The organism is Bacillus sp. AFS029533 (assembly GCF_002585125.1).
GTDB classification, from domain to species: domain Bacteria; phylum Bacillota; class Bacilli; order Bacillales; family Bacillaceae_G; genus Gottfriedia; species Gottfriedia luciferensis_B.
On the sequence record NZ_NUQC01000053.1, the window covers coordinates 1 to 23,871 of the forward strand.

General features: G+C 33.5%; 19 protein-coding genes, 1 riboswitch and 2 other annotated features. Of the genes, 6 read left to right on the forward strand and 13 right to left on the reverse strand.

The window, feature by feature from the left end; all coding sequences use genetic code 11:
* Positions 1 to 253 precede the first annotated feature (253 nt).
* Genes trpA through trpE form a run of 7 tightly spaced genes read right to left on the reverse strand, consistent with a single transcriptional unit; the run spans position 254 to position 6,600 of the window.
* Positions 254 to 1,042 carry a tryptophan synthase subunit alpha gene (trpA, locus tag COE53_RS21610; RefSeq protein ID WP_098948710.1) on the reverse strand — a complete coding sequence of 263 codons (789 nt, stop codon included), beginning with the start codon at positions 1,040 to 1,042 and terminating at the stop codon, positions 254 to 256.
* Position 1,043: 1 nt separating this feature from the next.
* Positions 1,044 to 2,243, reverse strand: coding sequence for a tryptophan synthase subunit beta (gene trpB / locus COE53_RS21615; RefSeq protein ID WP_069034969.1), 1,200 nt, complete (start codon positions 2,241 to 2,243; stop codon positions 1,044 to 1,046).
* The gene (locus COE53_RS21620; protein ID WP_098948711.1) at positions 2,244 to 2,849 is read right to left on the reverse strand and encodes a phosphoribosylanthranilate isomerase; all 606 of its coding nucleotides are present in this window, start codon (positions 2,847 to 2,849) and stop codon (positions 2,244 to 2,246) included.
* Positions 2,846 to 3,634, reverse strand: a complete 789-nt coding sequence (trpC, locus tag COE53_RS21625) for an indole-3-glycerol phosphate synthase TrpC (protein ID WP_098948712.1) — start codon at positions 3,632 to 3,634, stop codon at positions 2,846 to 2,848. Before trpC ends, COE53_RS21620 begins: the two co-directional genes overlap by 4 nt.
* Entirely contained in the window at positions 3,635 to 4,663 is a 1,029-nt protein-coding gene (gene trpD, locus COE53_RS21630; protein WP_098948713.1) for an anthranilate phosphoribosyltransferase, read from the reverse strand. It abuts the gene before it with no gap.
* The gene (locus COE53_RS21635) at positions 4,635 to 5,246 is read right to left on the reverse strand and encodes an anthranilate synthase component II (RefSeq protein ID WP_069034973.1); all 612 of its coding nucleotides are present in this window, start codon (positions 5,244 to 5,246) and stop codon (positions 4,635 to 4,637) included. Before COE53_RS21635 ends, trpD begins: the two co-directional genes overlap by 29 nt.
* Entirely contained in the window at positions 5,230 to 6,600 is a 1,371-nt protein-coding gene (gene trpE / locus COE53_RS21640) for an anthranilate synthase component I (protein ID WP_098948720.1), read from the reverse strand. Before trpE ends, COE53_RS21635 begins: the two co-directional genes overlap by 17 nt.
* Before the next feature lie 110 nt (positions 6,601 to 6,710).
* Positions 6,711 to 6,974, reverse strand: a binding site (T-box leader).
* A gap of 42 nt (positions 6,975 to 7,016) precedes the next feature.
* Positions 7,017 to 7,267: a binding site (T-box leader), on the reverse strand.
* A gap of 237 nt (positions 7,268 to 7,504) precedes the next feature.
* On the opposite strand from trpE, the gene COE53_RS21645 reads away from it, so the two are divergent.
* The 4 genes from COE53_RS21645 to COE53_RS21660 all read left to right on the forward strand — a co-directional run bounded on the left by COE53_RS21645 (position 7,505) and on the right by COE53_RS21660 (position 11,880).
* Positions 7,505 to 8,992, forward strand: coding sequence for a spore germination protein (locus tag COE53_RS21645; RefSeq protein ID WP_091023342.1), 1,488 nt, complete (start codon positions 7,505 to 7,507; stop codon positions 8,990 to 8,992).
* Positions 8,989 to 10,080 carry a GerAB/ArcD/ProY family transporter gene (locus COE53_RS21650; RefSeq protein ID WP_091023340.1) on the forward strand — a complete coding sequence of 364 codons (1,092 nt, stop codon included), beginning with the start codon at positions 8,989 to 8,991 and terminating at the stop codon, positions 10,078 to 10,080. The genes COE53_RS21645 and COE53_RS21650 overlap by 4 nt, the downstream gene beginning before the upstream one ends.
* Positions 10,081 to 10,091: 11 nt before the next feature.
* Positions 10,092 to 11,177 carry a Ger(x)C family spore germination protein gene (locus tag COE53_RS21655; RefSeq protein ID WP_286143775.1) on the forward strand — a complete coding sequence of 362 codons (1,086 nt, stop codon included), beginning with the start codon at positions 10,092 to 10,094 and terminating at the stop codon, positions 11,175 to 11,177.
* A gap of 82 nt (positions 11,178 to 11,259) precedes the next feature.
* Positions 11,260 to 11,880 (forward strand): DUF47 domain-containing protein, encoded by a 621-nt coding sequence (locus COE53_RS21660; protein ID WP_286143774.1) that lies wholly within the window; start codon positions 11,260 to 11,262, stop codon positions 11,878 to 11,880.
* A 44-nt stretch (positions 11,881 to 11,924) separates the two neighbouring features.
* Here the strand turns inward: COE53_RS21660 and COE53_RS21665 are convergent, their stop codons facing one another.
* From COE53_RS21665 to COE53_RS21680, 4 genes are all read right to left on the reverse strand, one after another.
* The gene (locus COE53_RS21665) at positions 11,925 to 12,719 is read right to left on the reverse strand and encodes an SDR family NAD(P)-dependent oxidoreductase (RefSeq protein ID WP_069034976.1); all 795 of its coding nucleotides are present in this window, start codon (positions 12,717 to 12,719) and stop codon (positions 11,925 to 11,927) included.
* An 82-nt stretch (positions 12,720 to 12,801) separates the two neighbouring features.
* Positions 12,802 to 13,686, reverse strand: coding sequence for a LysR family transcriptional regulator (locus COE53_RS21670; protein WP_069034977.1), 885 nt, complete (start codon positions 13,684 to 13,686; stop codon positions 12,802 to 12,804).
* 101 nt (positions 13,687 to 13,787) lie between these two features.
* Entirely contained in the window at positions 13,788 to 13,985 is a 198-nt protein-coding gene (locus tag COE53_RS21675; RefSeq protein WP_069034978.1) for a hypothetical protein, read from the reverse strand.
* 159 nt (positions 13,986 to 14,144) lie between these two features.
* Positions 14,145 to 14,858: an MBL fold metallo-hydrolase gene (locus tag COE53_RS21680; RefSeq protein ID WP_069034979.1), complete on the reverse strand. Its 714-nt coding sequence runs from the start codon at positions 14,856 to 14,858 to the stop codon at positions 14,145 to 14,147.
* Positions 14,859 to 15,142: 284 nt separating this feature from the next.
* On the opposite strand from COE53_RS21680, the gene COE53_RS21685 reads away from it, so the two are divergent.
* On the forward strand, positions 15,143 to 16,477 hold the full coding sequence (locus COE53_RS21685; RefSeq protein ID WP_091023336.1) for an APC family permease: 1,335 nt from the start codon (positions 15,143 to 15,145) through the stop codon (positions 16,475 to 16,477).
* 75 nt (positions 16,478 to 16,552) lie between these two features.
* Here COE53_RS21685 and COE53_RS21690 read toward each other — a convergent pair whose 3' ends face one another.
* Positions 16,553 to 17,854: an NCS2 family permease gene (locus COE53_RS21690; RefSeq protein ID WP_069034981.1), complete on the reverse strand. Its 1,302-nt coding sequence runs from the start codon at positions 17,852 to 17,854 to the stop codon at positions 16,553 to 16,555.
* 87 nt (positions 17,855 to 17,941) lie between these two features.
* Positions 17,942 to 18,043: riboswitch (purine riboswitch) on the reverse strand.
* Positions 18,044 to 18,238: 195 nt separating this feature from the next.
* Between COE53_RS21690 and rluF the strand changes: the two genes are divergently transcribed.
* On the forward strand, positions 18,239 to 18,955 hold the full coding sequence (rluF, locus tag COE53_RS21695; protein WP_175495618.1) for a 23S rRNA pseudouridine(2604) synthase RluF: 717 nt from the start codon (positions 18,239 to 18,241) through the stop codon (positions 18,953 to 18,955).
* A gap of 462 nt (positions 18,956 to 19,417) precedes the next feature.
* Here rluF and COE53_RS21700 read toward each other — a convergent pair whose 3' ends face one another.
* The gene (locus tag COE53_RS21700) at positions 19,418 to 23,476 is read right to left on the reverse strand and encodes a S8 family serine peptidase (protein ID WP_098948714.1); all 4,059 of its coding nucleotides are present in this window, start codon (positions 23,474 to 23,476) and stop codon (positions 19,418 to 19,420) included.
* Positions 23,477 to 23,871 lie beyond the last annotated feature (395 nt).

Sequence of the window (23,871 nt, forward strand, 5' to 3'; positions counted from 1 at the left end):
TTTTATTGACGTAGATACAGAAAACCGCAATTAAACGTTTATTATACCCATACCGCTTACCGTTTCACGTGTAATTCCACTAAAATCAGATGATAATATCAATCTTATTCAAACTTTTTCATCTAAAAAGGTTAACACAGACCAATTATTACCTAGAATCAGCTATTTTTCAGAGCTAAGCATGGTTAGGCTCGAAAGAATACCCTAAAAAAATAAAAAATCAGGCCACTGATCTAGCCTGATTCACTTTTTATTAAATTACTTCTTCACTTACTAAACTTGATTCCATTAAAAGTTTAATTTCATTAATCTTATTTTGATTAAATAAATCAACAATTTTACTTCCAACAATAACTCCATCACAATCTTGGCTTAATTCCTTTACTTGTTCTGGATTAGATACACCGAATCCAGCTATTACAGGTTTATTACTAATTTCTTTAACACTTTTTAAAAAGGATGATAGGCTATCATCTAGCTCATTTCGAACACCAGTAATCCCTTTTACTGTTACTGTGTATAAGAATCCTCTTCCTTTTTCAGCAATTTTAATGATTCGATCTTTTGGTGTAGCCATTGTGACTAATCGAATTAGTTCTACTCCACATTCTTCAAGTTGATGAATGATAATTTCTTCTTCTTCGATTGGTAGGTCAGGAATAATACATCCATCTACCCCTGCTTGCTGTAGGTCAGATACGAACCTGTCAATTCCATAAGCTAAAATGGGATTCATATAGGTCATGACGATTAAAGGTACAGAAATTAACTTACGAACTTCTTTTATTTTTTCGATTACAGCTTTTAATGTTGTACCAGCCTGTAATGCTCGAATACCTGCTTGTTGAATTACTGGTCCGTCTGCTACTGGGTCTGAGAATGGAATACCTATTTCGATTGCTGATGCGCCAAATTTTTCTAGTAAAGCAAGTCTTCCCCCTAATACTTCAAGACCACCATCTCCTGCCATTACATAAGGAATAAAAAGCTTTTCCCCTTTTTTAAGTCGTTCTGAAAATTGGAATTCAATTCGATTTAACATATTATTTACCCTCCTTTAATCGCTCACGAACGGTATGAACATCTTTATCGCCTCTACCTGATAAACAAATGACTAAACTTTCATCTTTCTTCATTGTTGCTGCTAGCTTTATTGCATAGGCAACAGCATGTGCACTTTCTAATGCTGGAATGATTCCTTCTAATCTTGCTAGTAATTGGAATGCTTCAAGTGCTTCTTCATCTGTGATCGATTCGTATTTAACTCGTTCAATATCTTTTAAATAACAATGTTCAGGACCTACCCCTGGGTAGTCAAGCCCCGCAGAAATTGAATGGGCTTCTTGTATTTGACCATCTTCATCTTGTAGTAAATACATTAATGCACCGTGTAATACGCCTGGTACACCTTTTGTTAAAGATGCTGCTTGCTTATCTGTATGGATTCCATGCCCAGCCGCTTCTACTCCAAATAACTTTACACTTTCATCCGTTATAAATGGATGGAACATACCAATTGCATTACTTCCTCCGCCAATACAAGCTACTACTGCATCAGGAAGTTTACCTTCCTTTGCTAAAAATTGTTGTCTTGTTTCTTTTCCAATTACACTTTGGAAATCTCGTACCATCATAGGAAAAGGGTGCGGCCCCATTACTGATCCTAATAAATAATGTGTGTCATCTACATTTGCAACCCAGTAGCGAAGTGCTTCATTTACTGCATCCTTTAGTGTCGCACTTCCGGATTCAACACTAATCACTTTTGCACCTAGTAATTCCATTCGGAAAACATTCAGTTCTTGTCTTCGAACATCCTCCGCGCCCATGAAAATAACACATTCTAAATTTAATAAAGCACAAACAGTTGCAGTTGCTACACCATGTTGTCCCGCTCCTGTTTCAGCAACGATTTTTCGTTTACCCATTCGAATTGCAAGTAATGCCTGACCAATCGCATTGTTAATTTTGTGAGCACCAGTATGATTTAAGTCCTCACGTTTTAAATAAATGCTAGCTCCGTTAGCATGCTTAGTTAAGTTTTCTGCAAAGTAAAGAGGTGTTTGGCGACCTACATAATCCTTTGACAATCTTTCAATTTCCTCATTAAATGCTGCATCATCTTTAATTTTTGAATAAGCTTCTTCTAATTCAGTTATGGCTTGAACAAGCGTTTCGGGTATATATTTCCCTCCATACATACCGAAATGACCTTTTACATCTGGAAGTGTATACGTAGACATTTAAATTCCTCCTAATTTAACTTTTTTTATAAAACTTTTTATTTTTTCTTTATCTTTTTTTCCGTTTGTTTCAACCCCACTACTTACATCAACCATTATTGGTTTTACGACGCTACATGCAGGTATTACATTCTCAATCGTCAATCCACCGGCTAAAATCAAATTATCTACTTTCTTTGATCTAACAAGATTCCAGTTAAATGTTGTTCCGTTTCCTCCACGATATTTTCCACTCGGGCTATCAACTAAAATATAATCACAATCATATTCTGCTATTTTTTCAACGTCCTTTTCCGATTGAACTCGTAATGCTTTGATTACTGGAAAAGATAATGAACGACAAAATTCTGGCGTTTCATCCCCATGTAGCTGAAGATGTGTTAAACCAACTTCCTGGTAAATGGATTCTAATGTCTCCTTTGTTTCATTTACAAAAACGCCAATCTTCATTACCGAATCTGGCAATGATTCGATGATTTTTTTTGCCTCGGAAATTTCAATTTGACGTTTACTTTCTGCAAAAACAAAACCAATTGCATCAGCTCCGGCATCTATTGCACTTTTAGCTGTTATTAAATCGGTAATACCACAAATTTTCACTTTCACTGCTTAGCCTCCTTAAGAATAGGAACCATCAACTCTCTCATGTTTGATGATAATTCATTGCTCCTCATTAATGCCTCTCCGACTAAAATTCCGTTTGCCCCAACATCTCTTACACGTTTTGCATCATACTGATTGAAAATTCCACTTTCACTAATAATGAACCCTCCATCTGCTTGAATAAGTGGTGCTAGTCTTTCTGTCACACCCAGATCCACTTCAAATGTTTTTAAGTTTCGGTTATTAATGCCATATAGACCAGGCCTAATTTTTAGTGCTTTTTCTAAATCTTCCTCGTCATGTACTTCCATCAATACTTCAAGATTTTGCTGCTTAGCATACTGATATAAATGATTTAATGCTGTAAATGGTAACGCAGCAGCGATTAGTAAAATAATGTTTGCTCCATGCTCTTTTGCGATATCTATTTGAACTGGATTGATAATAAAATCCTTGCATAATATCGGAATATTAACGGAATCACGCACGATTTTCAGATCTTTAAAGGAACCTTTGAAGAAAGTTGTATCTGTTAAAACAGATATTGCGGCTGCTCCATTTTCTTCGTATTTCTTTGCTTGTTCTGCAGGATTAAGATTTGTATTAATATCACCTTTTGATGGTGATGCACGTTTAAACTCTGCAATAATCGATAAATGGTCTGCAACTTTTAATTGTTCAATTAATGATAAATTCGTTGATTGGTTTGTTATTTTCCGACTAATCGCTCTTAAACTTTTAATTTCGATTTGTTTTTGAGAAATAATTCGATCTAAAATGGTTTCCATTTATATAACCTCTCTTTTTAGTTTGCTAGTTTTTTCGACTAGTTTTTGTAATTTCTCATAAGCTGCACCAGAATCAATGCTCTCTTCAGCCTTCCTAATACCATCTGTAATTTGATTGACAAGCCCTGAGGTATAGATTGCTAAACCAGCATTTAATAAAACTGTATCTCTAAAAGCTCCTTTTTCTCCTTTTAATACTCGAAGAAGAATATCTGCATTCCTCTTTGCATCTCCACCTTTTATTTCTGTATTTGGATAATAAGTTAATCCGACTTCTTCTGGATGAAGTGTCATCTTTTTCAGTTCCTTATTTTCAAGTAGGATGATATGATTTTCGCCGGCTAACGATGCTTCATCTAAATGCCCTGCACCGTTTAATACAATCGCTCGTTTACGTCCTAATTTATTTAGTACTTCTGCAAATACCTCTAAATAATCTCTTCTGTAAATTCCTAATAGTTGGGTCTCTAACTCAACAGGATTTGTTAAAGGTCCTATTAAATTAAAAATGGTCGGGATTTGCAACTCACGTCTAACCTTCATAACTTTTTTCAACCTTGGATGAACATATGGAGCAAATAAAAAGGCAATTCCTATTTCATCTAAAAGCTCCTCGGAAGCTTGTGTTGGAATCGATAGCTCCACACCTAATTGTTCTAATACATCGGCACTACCTGTTTTACTGGACATGCTACGGTTTCCATGTTTTGCAATTGGAATTCCACTTCCCGCAATAACAAACGCTGATGTTGTACTCACATTAAAGCTCGATGAGTTATCTCCACCTGTCCCACAGTTATCAATGACATTATGAAACTTCCTAGTAAATCCTACCGTATGATTTCGAATTGCGTTTACTAGTCCTGCGATTTCGTTTACTGTTTCACCTTTTGTTTTTAAAGCAACTAGAAATGCTGCGATTTCACTATCTGATATTTGATCATCCTGTAGAATCCTACCGACAGCTACTTGCATTTCTTCTACTGTAAACGACTCTCGATTAGCTAAGCGTTGAAGGTACTCTTTCATCTTTTAATTCCTCCTTTATTTCATTTAAAAAATTTAGTAAAAGTTGTTTTCCGTATTCTGTTCCAATAGATTCCGGATGAAATTGCATGCCGTAGATTGGATATTTTCGATGTTTAATGGCCATGATTTCTTGATCGTCCATAGCAAATGCTAAAGTTTCAAATAATGGCGGTATAGTTTCCTTTTCAATTACCAGTGAATGGTATCGCATAACTTCTAACGGTTGGGACATGTAGGCAAATAAATTACTGCCATCATGCCTAATTTTCGATGTTTTTCCATGTTTGATTTGTCCAGCTTTAATGATTTTTGCGCCGAATGCATAACCGATTGCTTGGTGCCCTAAGCAAATGCCTAGTATTGGCACAGTCTTATGAAAAGTTTGTATGAGTTCATTCGTTTCCTGCTTCTCTTCGGGCTTACCTGGTCCTGGAGAAAGAATAATTGCTTTTGGATTCATTTCTTTTATTTCATCAATCGAAATTTTGTCATATCTAGCGATTTTCATTTCTTCGCCAAGCTCTCCTAAAAATTGATAAAGATTGTAAGTAAAAGAATCATAGTGATCAATTATTAAAATCATGATTTTCCTCCAAAAAAGCCTTTAGTTTATTAATGGTCTCTTCATATTCGTTTTCAGGTTTGCTGTCATAAACAATACCTGCTCCTGCTTGAATATAGGCCATTTGATTTTTTAAAATCATCGTTCGAATAGCTAATGCAAAATCAAGGTTTCCATTTACGGATACATAACCGACTGCACCGGAATATACCCCTCTCTTTGAACTCTCTAAATCATTAATGATTTCCATTGCTCTAATCTTAGGTGCACCCGATACAGTTCCAGCTGGTAAGCAAGCAATAAGAGCATCAAGTGAGGTATGTGGTTTTTTTAATTGCCCGCTAACTTCGGAAACGATATGCATGACATATTTGTATCTTTCAACGTTCATATATTTTTCTAATTTGATTGTTCCAAACTCGCAAACTTTGCCTAGATCATTTCTACCTAAATCAACAAGCATTTTATGTTCGGCAAGTTCCTTTTCATCCTGTAATAAATCCCTTTCGATCATTAAGTCTTGTTCATCCGTTTTCCCTCTTCGTTTCGTACCGGCAATTGGATTCGTTATGACCTGATTATCTTTAACTTTTATTAAACTTTCAGGGGAAGTACCAGCAACAACGCTATCACCAAAATCGATATAATACATATATGGTGACGGATTTTGGATTCGTAATTTTCGATAATAATCAAATGGATTCCCTTCAAATTTTGCTCCCATTCGATGTGATAGAACGACTTGAAAAATATCTCCTTTTTGAATAAATGACTTTGCCTTTTCTACTTTGGACATATAGTCCGATTTACTAACTTCAGATTCGAACGTAGAAAATACAACTGGTTTTACTTCCTCCTCTTGATTTGAGTTAGATAAAATTAGTTGCTTATACTTTTGAATTTCGCTCTTCAAATCTTCTAATGTTGTTTCATCCGTAAGCCTTGTTCCAACCAAATGAATTTTCTGTTCCAAATGATCAAATACAATAATGACTTCAAAAAACATTAAATGGAGATCTGGCATTCCGATAACATCTTCCAGTTCATCACCGATCTCTTCAAACTGGCGAATCATATCATATCCTACATACCCAATTCCCCCTCCAATGAAAGGGATATCCAATATCTTTAAGCAATCCTGCTTTGGTATTAACTCTTTCAGTTTTAAAAGAGGATTTCCAACAAACTCTTCTTTCTGGCCATTTTTATAGATGATTTGGCCACTTTGATTTGTCCCAACCAATTCAAAAGCTGGTTTTGAGCCAACAAATGAGTAACGTCCAGAATCTTTATGTTTAAATGAACTTTCAAATAAAAACTTTTTGCTAGCGGTCAATTTCTTAAATAATAAAATCGGTGTAAACAAATCCCCCATTATCGTTTCAATGACTATTTCTGCTTTGTTTTGTACTGACAATTTGTTCGACCTCCAAAAATTTAATGTTGAATATAAAAAAGTCCCCTATACGCACAAAGATTGTGCATATAGAGGACGATTAGTTGCTACCGCGGTACCACCTCAGATTGGATCAGATTTATCTGAATCCCACTTTTCGGATACGGGAATAAGTTACTAATCTAATTCCGATATCCTATCCTTTTAACGGTGGAAATCCGTGCATCCCTACTATATTGTTCAAGATGCCTCTCGTAAGCCCATTCGATAAAGGTTCCTGTATTAGACTCCCACCATTGTCTAACTCTCTGTGACATTCACCAATATTTACTCTTCTTACTCAGCGATTTAATTTTATTTAATTTTAAAGAAATACAAAAAGGGCCCCCCGTCTTAAAAAGGACGAGAGACCCGTGGTGCCACCTTCATTAGCTGATTAACAGCTCGCTTTGTCGGTATCCAATCAACTTTCCATTGAATACCCGTCTTTTGTAACGAGAAGACTACTCGCCAAAGCCTACTACTTATTTAAGGTTCGGTTTGAATGCTCAGAAGTCCATTCGCGATTACTTTCACACTGATTCGCACCAACCATCAGCTCTCTTTAGTTTCCGTAATCGTTACTACTCTTCGTCAACGCAAAGTAATTATAGATGTTTATTTAAATTAATTGTCCTTATATTATTATGCAAAAAATAAAAAGTCAACAAGTTTATTTCTACAAGATTCGATTTTTCTACTTTTTATAAAACTGATATTTTACGTTTTTGTTAATCTAAAAAACGGAATCGTAAATGATTTATCATATGAGTCTTCATTGCATACACAACCTAATTTTGGAAAGAATAAACCCAATTAGACCTTCCATCAAAGAGGTATCAATATGAGAACAAATACAACAACGATGAGTTCAAATAAAGATGAAGTTTTAACAAAAAATCTAAAAAATAATATTGAAATGATTCAAGATTACTTATGTCAAACAGAAGATTTAGTCGTTAAGATTATTCATAAAAATGCTCAGATTTTTGCTATTTTGTTTCTTGAATCGATGATAAAAATTGAGGCACTTCAATCATTTATTATTGAACCTATTTTAAGAGAAACAAAGGATGAAACAGGCAATATCGTCAAATCATATGAGATTAAAAACTCAACAAATATCTCAGAATTAGGGGATAGTTTATTAGACGGATTTTGTCTAATTTTAGAAGAAAATTGTTTAAATGGAATATTAGCAGCAGCAGCAGATGATAAGGAACGTACAATTTCTGAACCTGCTAATGAACAAAATATTAATGGTCCTCACGATGGTTTTGTTGAAAGTATAAATACAAATATACAATTACTAAGAAAAAGAATTCGTACACCTGAGTTAAAGATTAAGTATTTTACGATTGGTACGATTACGAATACTAAGGTTGCTATGGTTTATATCGATTCAATTGTAAATCGAAAACTTGTCGAGGTCATTGAAGAAAGAATTTCAGGTCTTAAACTAGACAGTCTTCGTTCAACAGGACAACTCGAAGAATTGATTGAGGATAATACGTTTTCACCTTTTCCACAAGTATTAAATACAGAAAGACCAGACCGAGCTGCATCCTATCTTTTAGACGGAAAAATAAATTTACTTGTAGATGGGAATCCAACTGTTTCTATTGTTCCAATTACCTTTTTCGCTTTTTATCAAGCTCCAGATGATTATAATCATAGATGGTTGATTGGTTCATTTTTTCGAATTATTAGGGTATTTAGTTTTATAGTTGCAATTAGCTTACCTGCCATATACATTGCAATCGTATCCTTCCACTCTGAAATACTACCCATAGGCCTTCTTTATTCAATTAGGGTTTCTTTAGAGTTTGTACCATTTCTCCCTCTCGTCGAAGCTTTTGCGATGCAAATCATATTAGAGTTGCTCAAGGAAGCTGCTATTAGACTGCCTTCTCCCATTGCTCAAACAATTGGTATAGTTGGTGGGCTAGTAATTGGTACAGCTGTTGTAGAAGCGCATTTAGTATCAAACACGATGATCGTCGTAATTGGTTTTACAGCAATTGCTTCGTTTGTAGCTCCAGTTAGTGAGATGGGTACTAGTATGAGGCTATTGGGCTTTCCGACGATGATCATGGCTTCAATACTAGGTTTCTTTGGAATTACACTAACTTTAATGTTAATTTTTATGCATATGTGCAAATTAAAATCTTTTGGCATGCCTTATTTTTCTCCTATGGCGCCTTTTCGAAAGGAAGATATAAAGGATACTTTCTTTAGACTCCCTTCATGGAAACAAAATACTCGACCAACTGATGCAGTTCCCCAAAAGATTGTACAGCAAAGAATATCTAGGGTGTGGAAGAAAAAATGATAACGAATAGTAATTCGATTTCTAAATTACAGCTCTACTTTTTTATTATCCAAAGTCAAATCGGTATTGGACTTCTCTCATTACCAAATGCAGTTCAAAGTACAGCCAAAGGTGATGGGTGGATTTCTACCTTAATTGCAGGAGTAGCAGTCCAAATTACATTATTCATTTACTGGCTTTTACTAAGAAAATATCCAGATGCAACATATACAGATATTACAAAAAAAATTTTAGGTAAATATGTAGGAAAGCTCTGTAACTTATTTATATATATCTATTTTATTATGATTGGAAGTCTGGCTTGTGCTCTTTTTATCAGAAGCATAACTCTTTGGTTATTACCGTTAACTCCTATGTGGTTACTATCGCTAATTATTATTTTATCAAGCATTTATTTAACAATTAGTGACCTAAGAATCATATCAAGATTTTTTGTATTAGCATCGGTTTTAATCATCCTTCTTTTTTTACTATCGTTCTTTACCTTTTATTTACCAAATGATTTTCACTATATTCAACCGATTGGCCAATCAGGTGTAAAAAATATAATTTTAGGAAGTCATAAATCATTACTCTCGATATTAGGATTTGAAAGTCTTTTACTAATTTTCCCTTTTGTGCTTGATACTGAAAAAGGAATATTAAAAACTGTAAGTCTTGCCAATTTCTCTGTGACATTATTCTATACATATTTTACCTTTATTTGTCTAATAAGCTTTAGTCCGACACAACTTCTGCAAATTAGAGAGCCTGTTTTATATTTATTTAAAGCCCTTTCGTTTGAAATGATTGACCGCTTAGATTTGATCTTTTTATCGGTCTGGATTGTACCAATGACAACCTCGGTAATCCTTTATTTATTTTTATCAGCTAAAACTATCAGTAATGAAAGATCATTTAAAAAAAATGTATGTCTTAGTGGAATCTTAATTTTTTTCATAACAAACATACCATTGGATGAGGATCAACTAGCTATCTTTGATAAGTATGTAACTTACTTAAGCTATGTAGTTGTTTTTGGACTTCCCATCATTCTGTTATGTTTATCCTTCATCATTTCAAAAACTGAAAGGAGTGAACAATTATAAGAAAATCAATTTTGATAACCTTATGTTTGTTTACCTTTTTTTTAGCTAGCTGTTGGGATCAAAATCTATTAGTAAATAAAAAAATGGTCAATGGCATTAGCTTCGATTTAGATCAAAACGATAATGTTTTAGCTACAGTTAGAGCTTTAAATATTGAAAATAAAGGTGGAGGACAGTTTGAAGTTAAGGACGAACTTGTTAAAGTAAACCGCCCTAGTGTATCCGGGATGGAAGTTGACATTAACAATAAACTACCTGGCTTAATTGATGTAAGTAAAGCACATATTATCTTAATCGGAAGAGAACTTGCTAGAAAAGGAATTTACCCTTATTTAGAGCTTTTTTATCGCCCTAGACAAGCCTATGTTTCTACTAGAGTTGTAATAGCAGAAAATAAGGCTTCAGACATTATTACACTTAATCCTGGAACTAGCCCTATAGCATTTGTTATTTTAAAAGGGCTAGAAGCTGCTGAAGATACTACAAAGATTCCTAAAGAAACTGCTTTTACAGCATGGACACAAATTACAGATACAGGTCGAGATATCGTTTTACCTTTTGTAACAAAAGACGAAAATGATAAAATTACAATCGGTGGAATAGACCTATTTAATGGGGATAAATTTTCAGGAATTAGCTTACCTAATGAAAAAGGAAGTCTTTTATTGTTACTAATGGATCGACTAAATAAATATGCTGAAATGGCTGTACAGTTAGGAGACCATCGTTCAATTTCATATAGAGTAAAAACAATGAAAAGAGATTTAGATTTAAAAGTAGATAAAAAAACTAAAAAAATAACTTGTAGAATTAATTTAACTCTTGATTTAACAATTACTAGTTACACAGGTAAAGTAGGAGAAAAGCTTAACAAAGACAAATTAAATAAAGATGTTTCAAAAATTCTTACTAAACAGTCTGATGAAATCACTAAATCACTATTGGAAGCTAATTGTGATGCTTTAGGAATTGGAGGAATCTTATCTAGCTCTTATCCAGATATATGGAAAAAAATAAATTGGGACAAAGAATATAAGAATGTTAAGTTCAAAACTTCCGTAAAGGCAAAAATTGATCGAACTGGACCTGTTTTTTAAGAATCATATTTATAAAATTTCATACTCTTGAGCAACATAATGTAAGGATTAGAATCAATCTGTTTTTTAGGAGGAACTATACTTGAGACTAGGTAAAAAAAATGATACATTCTTTGAAATGCTCTTAAATATTGCAAATAATTTAAATGAATGTTCGATTTATTTTGATGACTTTAAAATAAAAAATGCTACTGATTTAAAAACATTTTCTGCAGAAATGAAGGCTTATGAAACAAAGGGTGATACATATATTCATCAAGTTATCGTTGAATTAAATAAAACATTTATTACACCAATTGAACGTGAAGATATACTAGAACTGGCAAATAAAATGGACGATGTACTAGACGGAATGGAGCAATGTTCAGCAACATTCGAAATGTACTCCATCATTCAAATAGATGAATTCATGGTGAAGTTCGTTAAAAATATTCGCAGTGCTGCAAATGAAATATTAAAAGCAATTCAGTTACTTTCAAGGAAAAAATTATTAGAAATGCGCGTACACGCAATCCAAGTAAAGGATTATGAGTCACAGTGTGACGCGTTATTACGCACTTCCATTAAAGAGTTATTTAAAAATGAAAAAGATCCAATCAAAATCATTCAGTTCAAAGAGATTTATGAAATGCTAGAAGCAGTTTCTGATAGTGCACAAGATGTAGCAAATACACTTGAACAAATTATTATGGGTAATGCGTAATTAAATACTAACTAAAAAATACAGCCTAATTAGACTGTATTTTTTTATCTCTCATCTAATAGTTTTTTTGCAAGTTTTCTAACGATTGATCGTGGGATGAATCGAACAGATTGCGCTAAAATTTTATTCTTAATACCTGTAATAACAACCGTTTTCTTCTTACTAACTGCCTCATAAGTCAACTTCGCAACTTTTTTTGGGGTCATAATTTTACCTTTAAATAGCTTTGAATTATTTCCACCGGATGAATTTATGATTCCCGTTCTAGTTGGTCCTGGACATACAGCTGTTACACTAACTCCTGTGTGCCTTAATTCCTCTGAAAGAGCTTCACTAAATGATAGTACATACGCCTTTGAAGCTGCATAAACAGACATTTTTGGCCCTGGTTGGAAAGCTGAAGTAGATGCAATATTAATAATTTGGCCCGATTTTTTTTGAAGCATATTTGGTAAAAAGTATTTTACTATCTCTGTTAAAGTAACAATATTTAGCTGAATCAACTTTAACTCTTTAATTAAATCAGTCTGACCAAATTCCCCGTATAGGGCAACCCCAGCATTATTTACTAGAATATCAATCTCCGTTTGTGATTTTGTAACTTGATCAAAAATGGACTTAGCAGAATTTACTTTAGAAAGGTCTTCTGTAATAACTAGTACTTTTATATTGAACTGCTTCTTCAATGAAATAGCCATTTCTTCTAATTTAGTTTTATTCCTAGCAACTAAAACTAAGTTGTAATGATCTTTTGCAAATAATTTAGTTAACTCATAGCCGATTCCTTCCGTTGGACCGGTAATTAATACTGTTTTACCTTTTTGTTTTTTGACCATCATTTTGATTATCCTTTATCTTTTTATCGTTTGAACACTTTTCGTTTTACTATATGTTCAACTTAATAAAAAAAGGAATCTTACTTTATTTTTCATAATATTTCTTAACTAACTCAATAAATATTTCCATCGATTTCGTTTGCAGTTCGATTTTATCAGTGATAATTGAAAAATTCCGTTGAATAGGTGTCCCCTCTACTTTTAGGTAATCAATGGTATTTAACTGTTTTTCTTTTTTTATTGCTAGCTCGGATAGATAGGTAATTCCCATGCCAGCTTCTACAGCTTCTTTAATTAATTGTGTACTACCAAATTCAATTATATTTTTAGGACGTATCTTTAATAATTCAAATAATCGTTCAGTCGCTTCCCTTGTTCCAGATCCTTCTTCCCTAACAATCCAAGTTTCATTTTCAATTTGATTCAATGTCACAGCTTCAATGGAATATATTTCACTCTTAGTTCCAGAAATAATATACATTTCATCATTTGCAAAAGGCTGTATATTTAAATTTGAATGAGTCGCTTCTCCTTCAACTATACCAATATCAATTTGATAACTTAGTGCGGCCTGAACAATTTCTCGAGTATTCCCTATTTGTACTGATGGTATGACATTCGGGAAAAGCCTCTTCATTTCAGCTAAAATTTGCGGTAATACATATTCACCAAAAGTATAACTTGCACCTATTTTAAGATGACCACTAGCCTCATTCATCAGATCATTCACAAGAGTTGACATACGCTTGTATAAACTAGTTATTTCCTTAGCATGCAAATAAACAATTTCTCCAGCTTTCGTTAACTGAACATATTTATTCGTTCTAATTAAAAGCTTTGCACCGATATGCTTCTCAAGTAATTGAATTTGCTGACTAACAGATGGTTGAGTCATATGTAACTCTTCAGCCGCTCTTGAAAAGTTTCTTTTTTCAGCGACCGCCATAAAAACCAAAAGAATTTGATCCATACTCAATCTCCTAGTATTAGATTTACTTATTATCAATATTATCATCATTTATTTTTCTTATAATAAGAAATTGATAAAACAGGTAAATAGAAAAGACTGATTCAAAATGAATCAGTCTTCTTTGACGCCTTAACTTTTCGAATTAAGTTAATTGCCAAGTATGCTAAAACCATAAAGACAAGATAGATTGATGCATAAAACCAGTACTCTTTATTGGTAAGTTTATTACTTAGGAGACTTAATATGAAGAATGTTGTAAATGAACCTAATAATAGCCCAATTAATGTTTTTAACTTCATTACAATGCACTCCCATTAAAGTAATTTTAAGTATTTAAAGAAACCCTTTTACAGTCTATATAGTTCATTATTGGTAAGAATATTCCATTCTAACCTTTTAAAGTGCAAACTAAGCCCTTTCTATACACGATTTCCAATAAAAAAGGCTGAATTAATCGGTCAATAATCCGATACTCTTTTACTATATTGAACTCCGACATCAATTAGATCATTTATAAACTCTTTAATATTTCCTACTAGGATTCCTCCATGTCCAGTACACATAACATTACTATCAAACTGATTTATTTTTTTTAGTCCACTTAGAAAATGATCTAAGTGTTCTATTGAGACTCCACCATCTCTCAGATACTTTACCCACTCATTTCTAAGGTCATCTCCTTTAGAAACTAGCCCATCTTTTGATAAAGGATCACCGAAGAAACATAAGAAATCACCCGTAAAAACTGTTTTTGATGGGCGCTGATAAAAAACGACCGAACCTGGAGTATGGTATCCAACTAATTCATATTCAAACTCATTAATTACTTCAAATACTTCTAGGTCATTACTAAACTGAGTTAAATCAAGTGAATCCATCAAATCATTATCATTTGAATGGATAAACTTCTTAGCATTTTTAAAAATATTAGAACCTTCAATATGATCTTCATGTCCATGTGTAGCTAAAAAGAGATGGACGTCTTCTGGTGTTTTACCCAGTTCAACCAGAGCTTTCCTAAGATACTTAGAGTGGATCCCTTTTCCTGAGTCAATGAGAGTAACTCCATTATCTTGAATTATAAAATAGCAATTATTATATGACTTCCATTCAGTATCCCATATCGCTAAAGCGTATATGTTATCTACTACATGTTCAAAAGAAACTTCCACGTCTTCACCTCCAGAATAGATAGCATTCCACAATTAACAAAAAATCGGTCTAAAATACCTAAATTATAGTGTTCGATCTTTACGACTAATAACCTTTTATCAATAGGTTATATAGTCATAATGAATAAATTTTATGAAAGATTCATCAGATTTAATGGGTCTTATCCACTATATCAAAATCACATAAGACATAATTTTAATTTTTCAGAAAAAAACAGATTGGAAAATTAATATGCTATAATCTTTCTAATTTTATAAATATAGTCCTGGAAGGAGCGTTTAACGTGGAAAAAGAACTAAATTTAAAGAAAAATATTGGCTTTTTCGTATCAACGTCTTTAGTAATCGGTACAGTAATCGGTTCTGGAATCTTTATGAAACCTGGGATCGTGCTGTCTTCAACTGCTAACTCCACTATGGCTCTTCTAGCGTGGATTATCGGTGGCGTTATTACACTAGCAAGTGGATTAACAATCGCTGAAGTAAGTGTAAAAATCCCAAGAACTGGTGGATTATATGCTTATATAGAAGAGGTTTATGGTGAGAAGTGGGGATTTTTGTGCGGTTGGGTACAAACCCTCGTCTATGGACCTGCTGTTATGGGTGCCCTTAGTCTTTATTTCGGCTCTTTATTGGCAGATTTTTTCGGTTTTCAGGGAAGTAGTAAAGTTATTGGTATTATCACGATTATATTACTAGGTGGTCTAAACATACTAGGCACTCAACTTGGTGGATTTATTCAAACAATTTCTACTGCAGGTAAACTTGTTCCTATTATTTTAATTGCTGTTTTTGGTATCCTTCAAGGGGACGTATCAGTTTTTAATGCAGATAGTGGTAGTTCTACTCAAGCACTTAGTATGGGCGCAGCAGTATTAGCGACTTTATGGGCATATGACGGCTGGATGAATGTAGGTTTTATGGCAGGAGAAATGAAGAATCCTTCAAAGACTCTACCTAGAGCTATTATTTCTGGTATTGTTATTGTTATTTTAGCTTATCTTTCTGTTAATATCGCAATGCTACATGTTTTATCTGCAAGTAAAATTGTTGAATTAGGTCCTAATGCAGCTACAGCGGCGGCTTCTTCACTTTTTGGTAGCATTGGTGGAAAAATTCTTGCCATCGGAATCTTAATTTCTATTTTTGGCTGTTTAAATGGCAAAATTCTCACATTCCCAAGGGTTACATTTGCAATGGCAGAACGAAACTTTCTACCTGGTTCAAAAGTATTATCTAGTATTCACCCTAAATTTAATACGCCAGTAGGCTCAACAGTTTTTCAAATTGTTTTAGCTTTAGCAATGATGATATTCTGGAACCCAGATCGACTTTCTGATATGGCTATATTTGCAGTGTTCTTATTTTATGGACTAGCCTTTAATGCAATCTTCATATTACGTAAAAAAGATAAAGGAGGAAATAAATTATATAAAGTGCCTTTATACCCTATCACTCCGATTGTGGCAATATTAGGTACACTTTACATCATCTGTAGTACGATTATAAATGCACCAATGGATGCACTTGTATCAATTGCTATTGCAATTGTTGGTTTACCTGTTTATTGGAGATTAAAATCGACTATTAGAAGTGACGAAAAATATAAAGCAAGTTGATATATAAGTATATTTAAGATTAATAAAAAGCAGGAAAAGACTTCAGTGTCTTTAACCTGCTTTTTATGTTCTCTATTATTTATGTGCAAAAAATACTAATTGAACTAAAAATAATACTGCAAATAAATAAACAAATGGGTGTACATCTTTAAATTTACGTTTTACGATTTTCATGATTGGATAAGAAATAAAGCCTAAAGCAATACCGTTTGCAATGCTTGATGTTAATGGCATACTAACGATGACTAAAAATGCCGGGAATGCTTCTTCAAAATCATCCCATTTAATCTCCGAAATACTTTTAATCATAAAACAGCCAACAATAATTAAGCTAGGCGCTGTAATTGCAGCAACTTCTGAAACGGAACCAATCATTGGGCTAAAGAATGCTGCGATTACAAATAGGACTACAACCGTTAATGAAGTTAAACCAGTTTTTCCACCAGCACCAACACCAGCAGAGGATTCTACAGTTGCTGCAGTCGGACTTGTTCCTAACATTGCACCAACAATTGTTCCAATTGAATCAGCTGAGAATGCACTTCCTCCCTTTTCTAACTTCCCATTTTTGATAAGACCCGCTTGTTTAACAATTGCTAGTAAAGCTCCTGTTGTATCGAATAACATGACAAGTAAGAATGAGAAAATCACACTATAAAGTCCATATTGAATAATGTCTTTCACTGAATCAATTGGGTTGTATACTAAAATTCCTTTTGGTAAATGAGGCATAGCAACAAAGCCATTTGCAAAATTTAATTGACCTGTAAAATAGGCAATTAGCCCCGTCGTAATCATCCCTAGAAATAACGCACCATTTAAGTTAAGTGCCATAAATACAATTGTTATTAGTAAACCAATCAATGTAAGTGCAACCTTAGGGGAACTAAAATCACCGATTTGAACTAGATTAGTAGGGTGATCTGTGACAATACCTGATAAACGTAAGCCAATAAAGGTAATGAACAAACCAATTCCAGCAGCAATTGCATGCTTTAAGTTTGCAGGAATTGCCTGAATCAATTTTGTTCGGAAAGATGTTAAAGAAAGTAGTAAAAATAAAATTCCAGTAATAAAAACAGCAGAAAAACCTACTGAGTATGGGAGATTATGTCCCCCAATTACAGAATAAGTAAAATAGGCATTTAACCCCATTGCAGGCGCAATAACGATGGGATAATTAGCAATCAATGACATGGTTAAAGTCCCAATAATTGTTGCTAGAATAGTAGCTAGGAATGCCTGGTTAAAAGGTACACCTGCGTCCTTTAAAATCATAGGATTGACAATAATGATGTACGCCAATGTTAAAAATGTAGTTAAACCAGCTAATACTTCAATTTTAACTGAAGTATTTCGTTCTTTAAGTTGAAACATATGATGACTCCTTTATTATATTGAAATAAAAAAACTGCCCGCTTTTCATGAGAAAAAGCAGGCAGTTTTACATTGTAAAGAAAACAAAAATCCAGAGCTCTTCCTCATAGTCTAGCAGTTTACGGGCGCTAGGTAGAAACTCTTGAACCTTATTTTCAAGTTTATATGAGAAAATATTAATATATTTTTTCTATCATACGACCTGACTTACAGTCTGTCAATAAAAAACATTTTTGTTATATAATTTAGAAAATAATATAATGAATGTGGATAAAATAGTAGTAAACAAAAATAATTTAAAAGTACTTTTCGTTATAGTCGAATGGTATTCTCATTAAAAAGCTATATATGTTATTCTGAAAGTATAATTTAGAATTTAAGGGGTTGTTTAACATTCGTTTAAATAAATTTATTAGTGAGTCTGGAAAGGCTTCGAGACGTGGAGCGGATAAGTTAATTAGTGAAGGACGAGTAAAATTAAATGGTAGAGTAGCAAAAGTCGGCGATCAAGTTGAGCCTGGTGATGAAGTAATTGTAAATGGTGAACATATTAGACTAGCCCGCAATCATGTTTATATAGCCTTGAACAAGCCAGTTGGTATAACAAGTACTACTGAAAAAGGTGTTAAAGGAAATATTGTTGATCTAGTAAACCATCCATTACGTATCTTTAATATCGGAAGATTGGATAAAGATTCTGAAGGTTTAATTCTCCTTACAAATGATGGTGATATTGTAAATGAAATTTTACGAGCTGAAAATAGGCATGAAAAAGAATATATTGTATCTGTAGATAAACCAATAACTCCTGAGTTTTTAACAAAAATGTCTGAAGGGGTAAAAATATTAGGTACAAAAACATTACCATGTGAAGTTAAACAGCTTTCAAAATATGATTTCCAAATTATTTTAACACAAGGTTTAAACCGTCAAATTCGTCGTATGTGTGAAGCGCTTGGATATGAAGTTTATCGATTACAAAGAACACGAATTATGAATATCACTCTAGGTAATCTACCAATGGGTCAATGGAGAGACTTGTCTAAGAAAGAAAAAACTCAATTGTTTAGAGAATTAAATTATGAACCTAATGAATGGTGATTTTTAAAAGACTGATTCGATTGAATTAGTCTTTTTTTATGATGGGTTAGTGAGTTTCATCTTATCAATTTTTTGCTTAATCATGAACCCTTTATGAGTTACTATATTTCATTTTTTCGCTTTTTTACTTACTCATGAACCTCTTATAAGTCATTATATTTCTTCTTTTTCCTTTTTTACTTACTCATGAACCTCTTATGAGTCACTATATTTCTTCTTTTTCCTATTTTACTTACTCATGAACCCTTTATGAGTTACTATATTTCATCTTTTTCCTTTTTTACTTACTCATGAACCCTTTATGAGTTACTATATTTCTTCTTTTTCCTTTTTTACTTACTCATGAACCATTTATGAGTTACTATATTTTCTCTTCTTCCTTTTTACAAAAAACAAGGTTTCCCATAAAAAAAGAAACTACTATTAAGTATTATTTAATAGCAGTTCCTTTGGGAAATAAGATTATAAGCCTAATTGACTCTTAATCGTTTCTAATGTTTGGTTTTTGTAGATCGTTTTCGGTGTCGGCGCATTTTGTACTGATGGATTTTTCTGCAAGTAATTTTTCTCAATCAAAGCGAAATCTTTTGCATCTACTGTTCCGTTAAAATTGATATCAGCACTTCGTTTATTTGTTCCCCAGTAAGTTTGAACGTAAAGTGCATCTTGTACATCGATTACGTTATCTTGGTTAACATCTCCACCAACTAAGTCAATGTTTGTTGATTCGGATTTTCCGTATAATTCGCCTTTATATTCAAAACCGAATTTCTGTGTTTTCTTCGTAATAAAGTGCCCTGGTACATTCACTTCAAATGTGTATGCATCTTTGCTTAGAGGAAGTGGTTCTATCTCAAAACGCCCACCACTTTTAATTAAATTAGTTCCGTCAAGATTATAGGCCCCATCTGTTACCTTCATTGATGCACCTATTTTTGTCCAATCACGGTATCCAGTATATGATTGACCTTCAACTAGGTACCCTTCTGGTATTATATTACCTTGCACTCGATTAAATCTTGGTTTTAACTGGAATCGTTTACCTGCGTTTAATAGCTTCACTGATTGACCGTTAGCATCTACTATATTAGCAGATGGGTTAATATAACCTATTGGATAGAAAAGTTGGTCTTGTACTTTTACTTTTACATTTACGATTTCTGCACGATCAAATACCATCGCTTCTTTAAATGTCACTTTAATTTTATTACCAGTTACTTGAATAGTTGCTTTATCTTTGAATTTATCCGTTAAAGCAGCATCTACAAGATTAACATAAGGAATCCCCGCAGCTTGAGCATCATCAAAATTCCAAGTAACTTCTTTTACACCTTGTAAGTTATCTAATACTAGAGATGCTGACAATATATCGCCTGATCTAGCTAGCTCTACATTATGTTTAGCGTAGGAGACAGGTGTACCTTCTTTTACAAAGTAGTATTCCTTCCAGTTTGCTTGATTTCCAGCTGCATCGTAACCAATTAAGTTAAATGATAATGCTGGAACTGTTTCAATCATTTCTACTTCATCAATCCACTTGCCGTTTTTGTCCATTTTAATTGGTCCATTTGGAAAAGGAGCACCATACGTATAGACTGCAAAATTCGATGTTTCGTCTAGATCAATACCAGCCTTCTGCATTTCAGTTAAAGCGTCATCTTTTATATCCATTTCAAAAGGATATGTTTTTTGTCCCGATTTATACTCTATAAACGGTGAATCTCCATCTAATGAACTTTTTACTTTAGGTGTGTCGATATCAATAAATACATCATCAAAGCTTATTTTTTGTTTCCCACTTGGTAAAGTAGTAGCGTATTTTAATTTGTAGTGTCCAGGTTTAGCAATCGTTGTTTCTTCAGAAATAGGATGTTTTTTATCTCCAGTAAACTCGTTATATGCACCACCAAACGCTTGAAGGAAGTAGTCTTTGTCCGTTGGTCTTCCTTCTAAATTAAGAGTACCGACTAACCCTAGATCTTCATTCGTTTTTCCGTCTTGTAAAATTACATCTAATGTATTAATTGGTGAACCTAAGTTGAATTTTAACAAGGCTGTTGTGTTACGATAGCCGTCATACGCATGATTATAATAAGAAGGCGTAATAGCAGGCGTTAGTAAATCAAGCATATCAAAGCCTTCATCTGATTTTTTGAAACTAAATGGGATACGATATTGCTCTGTTTTATCTTCACTATTTGTGATTAAAACATAGCCTTCATAAAAACCTTTTTTTGCTGTGGATGGGACAGTTAATGTTGCTTTGATTGTTTTAATGGTGTTCTTGTCCACTTTAAATGAATTACTTATATCTAGAACCACTCCGTTATCTTGTAATCCATTCTTACCATTTGCATTATCTACTATTTTTACATCAAATGTTTTCTTTTTATTACTATTGTTTGTAAACTCAATGTCTTTCTTTACTTTAACTTGTGAGTCATCTTTTACTACTTGTTTACCGAAACTCAACCCACCTGTTTCATTCTCAGCTTTTAATAACTTATCACCGACGGGGATTAGTGTTTCATCTTGTACTTTTATTTCTGTTTGAGTATGAAGAGCTTGATATGGATCTACACGACCTGCTCCTACTTCAAAAACGCTATAGTCTCCATTAAGTTGATCAGCAGTGTTCATCAGAATTGATTTAACGTCTGCTGGCTCAAGGTTTGGATTCTGTCCGATTAATAATGCTGCCACACCAGCTGCAAATGGTGATGCCATAGACGTTCCATCCATTCTTTGGTATGCATATCTATAGTCTTCTGGTGTATCATGATTTGCAATATAAGAAGGAACCGTAGATAGAACACTTACACCAGGTGCAGTAATCTCTGGCTTCATTTGGAAATTACCATTAACTGGTCCTCTTGAACTGAAGTCAGCTAATTTATCTCCTCCAGTTAAGATTTCCTTCAGGTTCGTAAACGTGAACGTTGTATTTCCGCTCGCAATTTTTTCTTTTAATTCTTCTCCTGCTTTCTTTGTCATAGAGAACGCAGGAATATATTCCATTGATTCACCTAAGTTATATCCAACATGGCCATCAACATTATTGTACATAATGACAGCTTTTGCTCCATTTTGCTTTGCAAACTTCACTTTATCTACTAGAGCAAAATTTCCACGTTGAACGAAAGCAATTTTCCCTGCAACATTTTTATTCTTGTATTCATCTAGTGTTCCTAAACCAACATCTACTAGTTCAAGAGATTTTCCTTCTAAACTATTGAAGGTATCAGCAAAGCTTCTAGCCATACTAACAAGATCAGTTGACCATCCACCTGCTATTTTCCCTTCAAATGTTAAAATTGAAGTTGGGACATCACTAGCTCCAACCGTTAGAGCAAATGCTGCTGTACCTGGTGAGCCTAAGGTATAAGCGTTAGGTCCACTGTTACCTGCTGAAACCACCGCTGTTACGCCATTTAGTACAGCATAATTTATTGCCGTACTAGTTGGATAATATGGATCGTTTATTGCTGCTCCTAATGAAAGGTTAATAACATCCATACCATCTTGAACTGCTTTATCAATACCTGCAATTACATTTTCAGATGATCCGCTACCGTATGGACCAAGCACACGGTACATATATAGATCCGCGTCAGGAGCAACTCCTTCTACCGAAACTTCACTATCATTTTTATTTTGTCCAACAATTGTCCCTGATACATGCGTACCATGCTCTGTATAGTAAGAGCCACCGCCATTACTTTCTGGTTGGTTTGATGCCTTCCAATCCTTATATGTAGTTTCCATTGGATCATTATCATTATCTACAAAATCGTATCCGCCTTTATACGCGTCTTTTAAATCAGGGTGGTTATAGTCAATACCAGTATCTAGTACCCCTACTTTAACGCCTTTTCCTGTTATTCCTTCTTTATGTAGCTTGTCCACATTTAAATAAGGAATGCTATCTACTGATGAAGTTGTTTTACTAGCAACATCTGTTGGAACCTCTTCTTTAATTGGATCTACATTAAAAGTTACATCTTTATATATCGTTTTAACAGCATCTGATTTTAAAAGTTCTTTTACTTGATTTGCAGGAAGTGTAATCGCTGCACCGTTAAATGCTGTTTTATATGTTTTTGTAATAACAGGTGCCTTTTTCTTTTCTTTCACTTTTACAAACTTTCCAACGTCTTCTTTAAAAGTATTGTGCTCTTTGTCTACCTGAGCTTGTGCTGATGCTTTTGTTAATGACTTTCCGTCAACTGCTGCTTCTAATACTGCGACATTACTTGGATCTGAGTTAAACTGAACGATGACAGAGATGTTTTTATCAGAATTCAATTCACCTTCTTGAAAGCCCTGAAGCCCATCTTGATCGTTTAATTCTAATTGTTTTAGTGCTTCTCTTTGCTCTGGTGTAATTGATGCTAAAATTTCTTCAGCTTTAGAAGTTGCTGCTTTTGCCGTTAAATATGACTTTGCACTGATAGGTGAAATAAGCAGACTTGTTGAAAGGGCAAGTACTGCCGAGTGCTTTGCCAATGTTGTTGCCTTCATATTCTTCATCCCCCATTATTCTCTATATAATTAAAAAATTCTTACTATTTAAATAGTAATCGCATTTAGGAAAAAAGCATATTGTGTTATTTTTAATCGAAATTTTGGTTATTTTGTAGGATTTTTTTACTAAAAAGTATTGAAATCTGAAAGAAAATTTCATTAAATATTAAAAAAGCATGAAATTTTGATAAAAAAATTGTGTTATTTTTAATTTAAATTGAAAGTATTTGACTTTACCAATTTCTAGCTATAATGAAATTAATAGGTATTTCAAAGTCATTGTACTTTCTAGTTTCTTAGATTTGCGTTTCAAAATGAACATTCGCAAATTGTAGGAATGCAATCTTGCATTGACGAAAAAACTTCATAGTTAAGCAACTGGAATTAGAAAA

Bases quoted from the DNA above. Each gene is read 5' to 3' on its own strand.
- COE53_RS21690 (WP_069034981.1), bottom strand. From the start codon at position 17,854: ATGTTTCAACTTAAAGAACGAAATACTTCAGTTAAAATTGAAGTATTA.
- COE53_RS21650 (WP_091023340.1), top strand. From the start codon at position 8,989: ATGATAACGAATAGTAATTCGATTTCTAAATTACAGCTCTACTTTTTT.
- COE53_RS21700 (WP_098948714.1), bottom strand. From the start codon at position 23,476: ATGAAGGCAACAACATTGGCAAAGCACTCGGCAGTACTTGCCCTTTCA.
- trpB (WP_069034969.1), bottom strand. From the start codon at position 2,243: ATGTCTACGTATACACTTCCAGATGTAAAAGGTCATTTCGGTATGTAT.
- COE53_RS21665 (WP_069034976.1), bottom strand. From the start codon at position 12,719: ATGATGGTCAAAAAACAAAAAGGTAAAACAGTATTAATTACCGGTCCA.
- trpA (WP_098948710.1), bottom strand. From the start codon at position 1,042: ATGTTAAATCGAATTGAATTCCAATTTTCAGAACGACTTAAAAAAGGG.
- trpE (WP_098948720.1), bottom strand. From the start codon at position 6,600: ATGGGGGATTTGTTTACACCGATTTTATTATTTAAGAAATTGACCGCT.
- trpC (WP_098948712.1), bottom strand. From the start codon at position 3,634: ATGGAAACCATTTTAGATCGAATTATTTCTCAAAAACAAATCGAAATT.
- COE53_RS21635 (WP_069034973.1), bottom strand. From the start codon at position 5,246: ATGATTTTAATAATTGATCACTATGATTCTTTTACTTACAATCTTTAT.
- COE53_RS21645 (WP_091023342.1), top strand. From the start codon at position 7,505: ATGAGAACAAATACAACAACGATGAGTTCAAATAAAGATGAAGTTTTA.
- COE53_RS21670 (WP_069034977.1), bottom strand. From the start codon at position 13,686: ATGGATCAAATTCTTTTGGTTTTTATGGCGGTCGCTGAAAAAAGAAAC.
- trpD (WP_098948713.1), bottom strand. From the start codon at position 4,663: ATGAAAGAGTACCTTCAACGCTTAGCTAATCGAGAGTCGTTTACAGTA.
- COE53_RS21675 (WP_069034978.1), bottom strand. From the start codon at position 13,985: ATGAAGTTAAAAACATTAATTGGGCTATTATTAGGTTCATTTACAACA.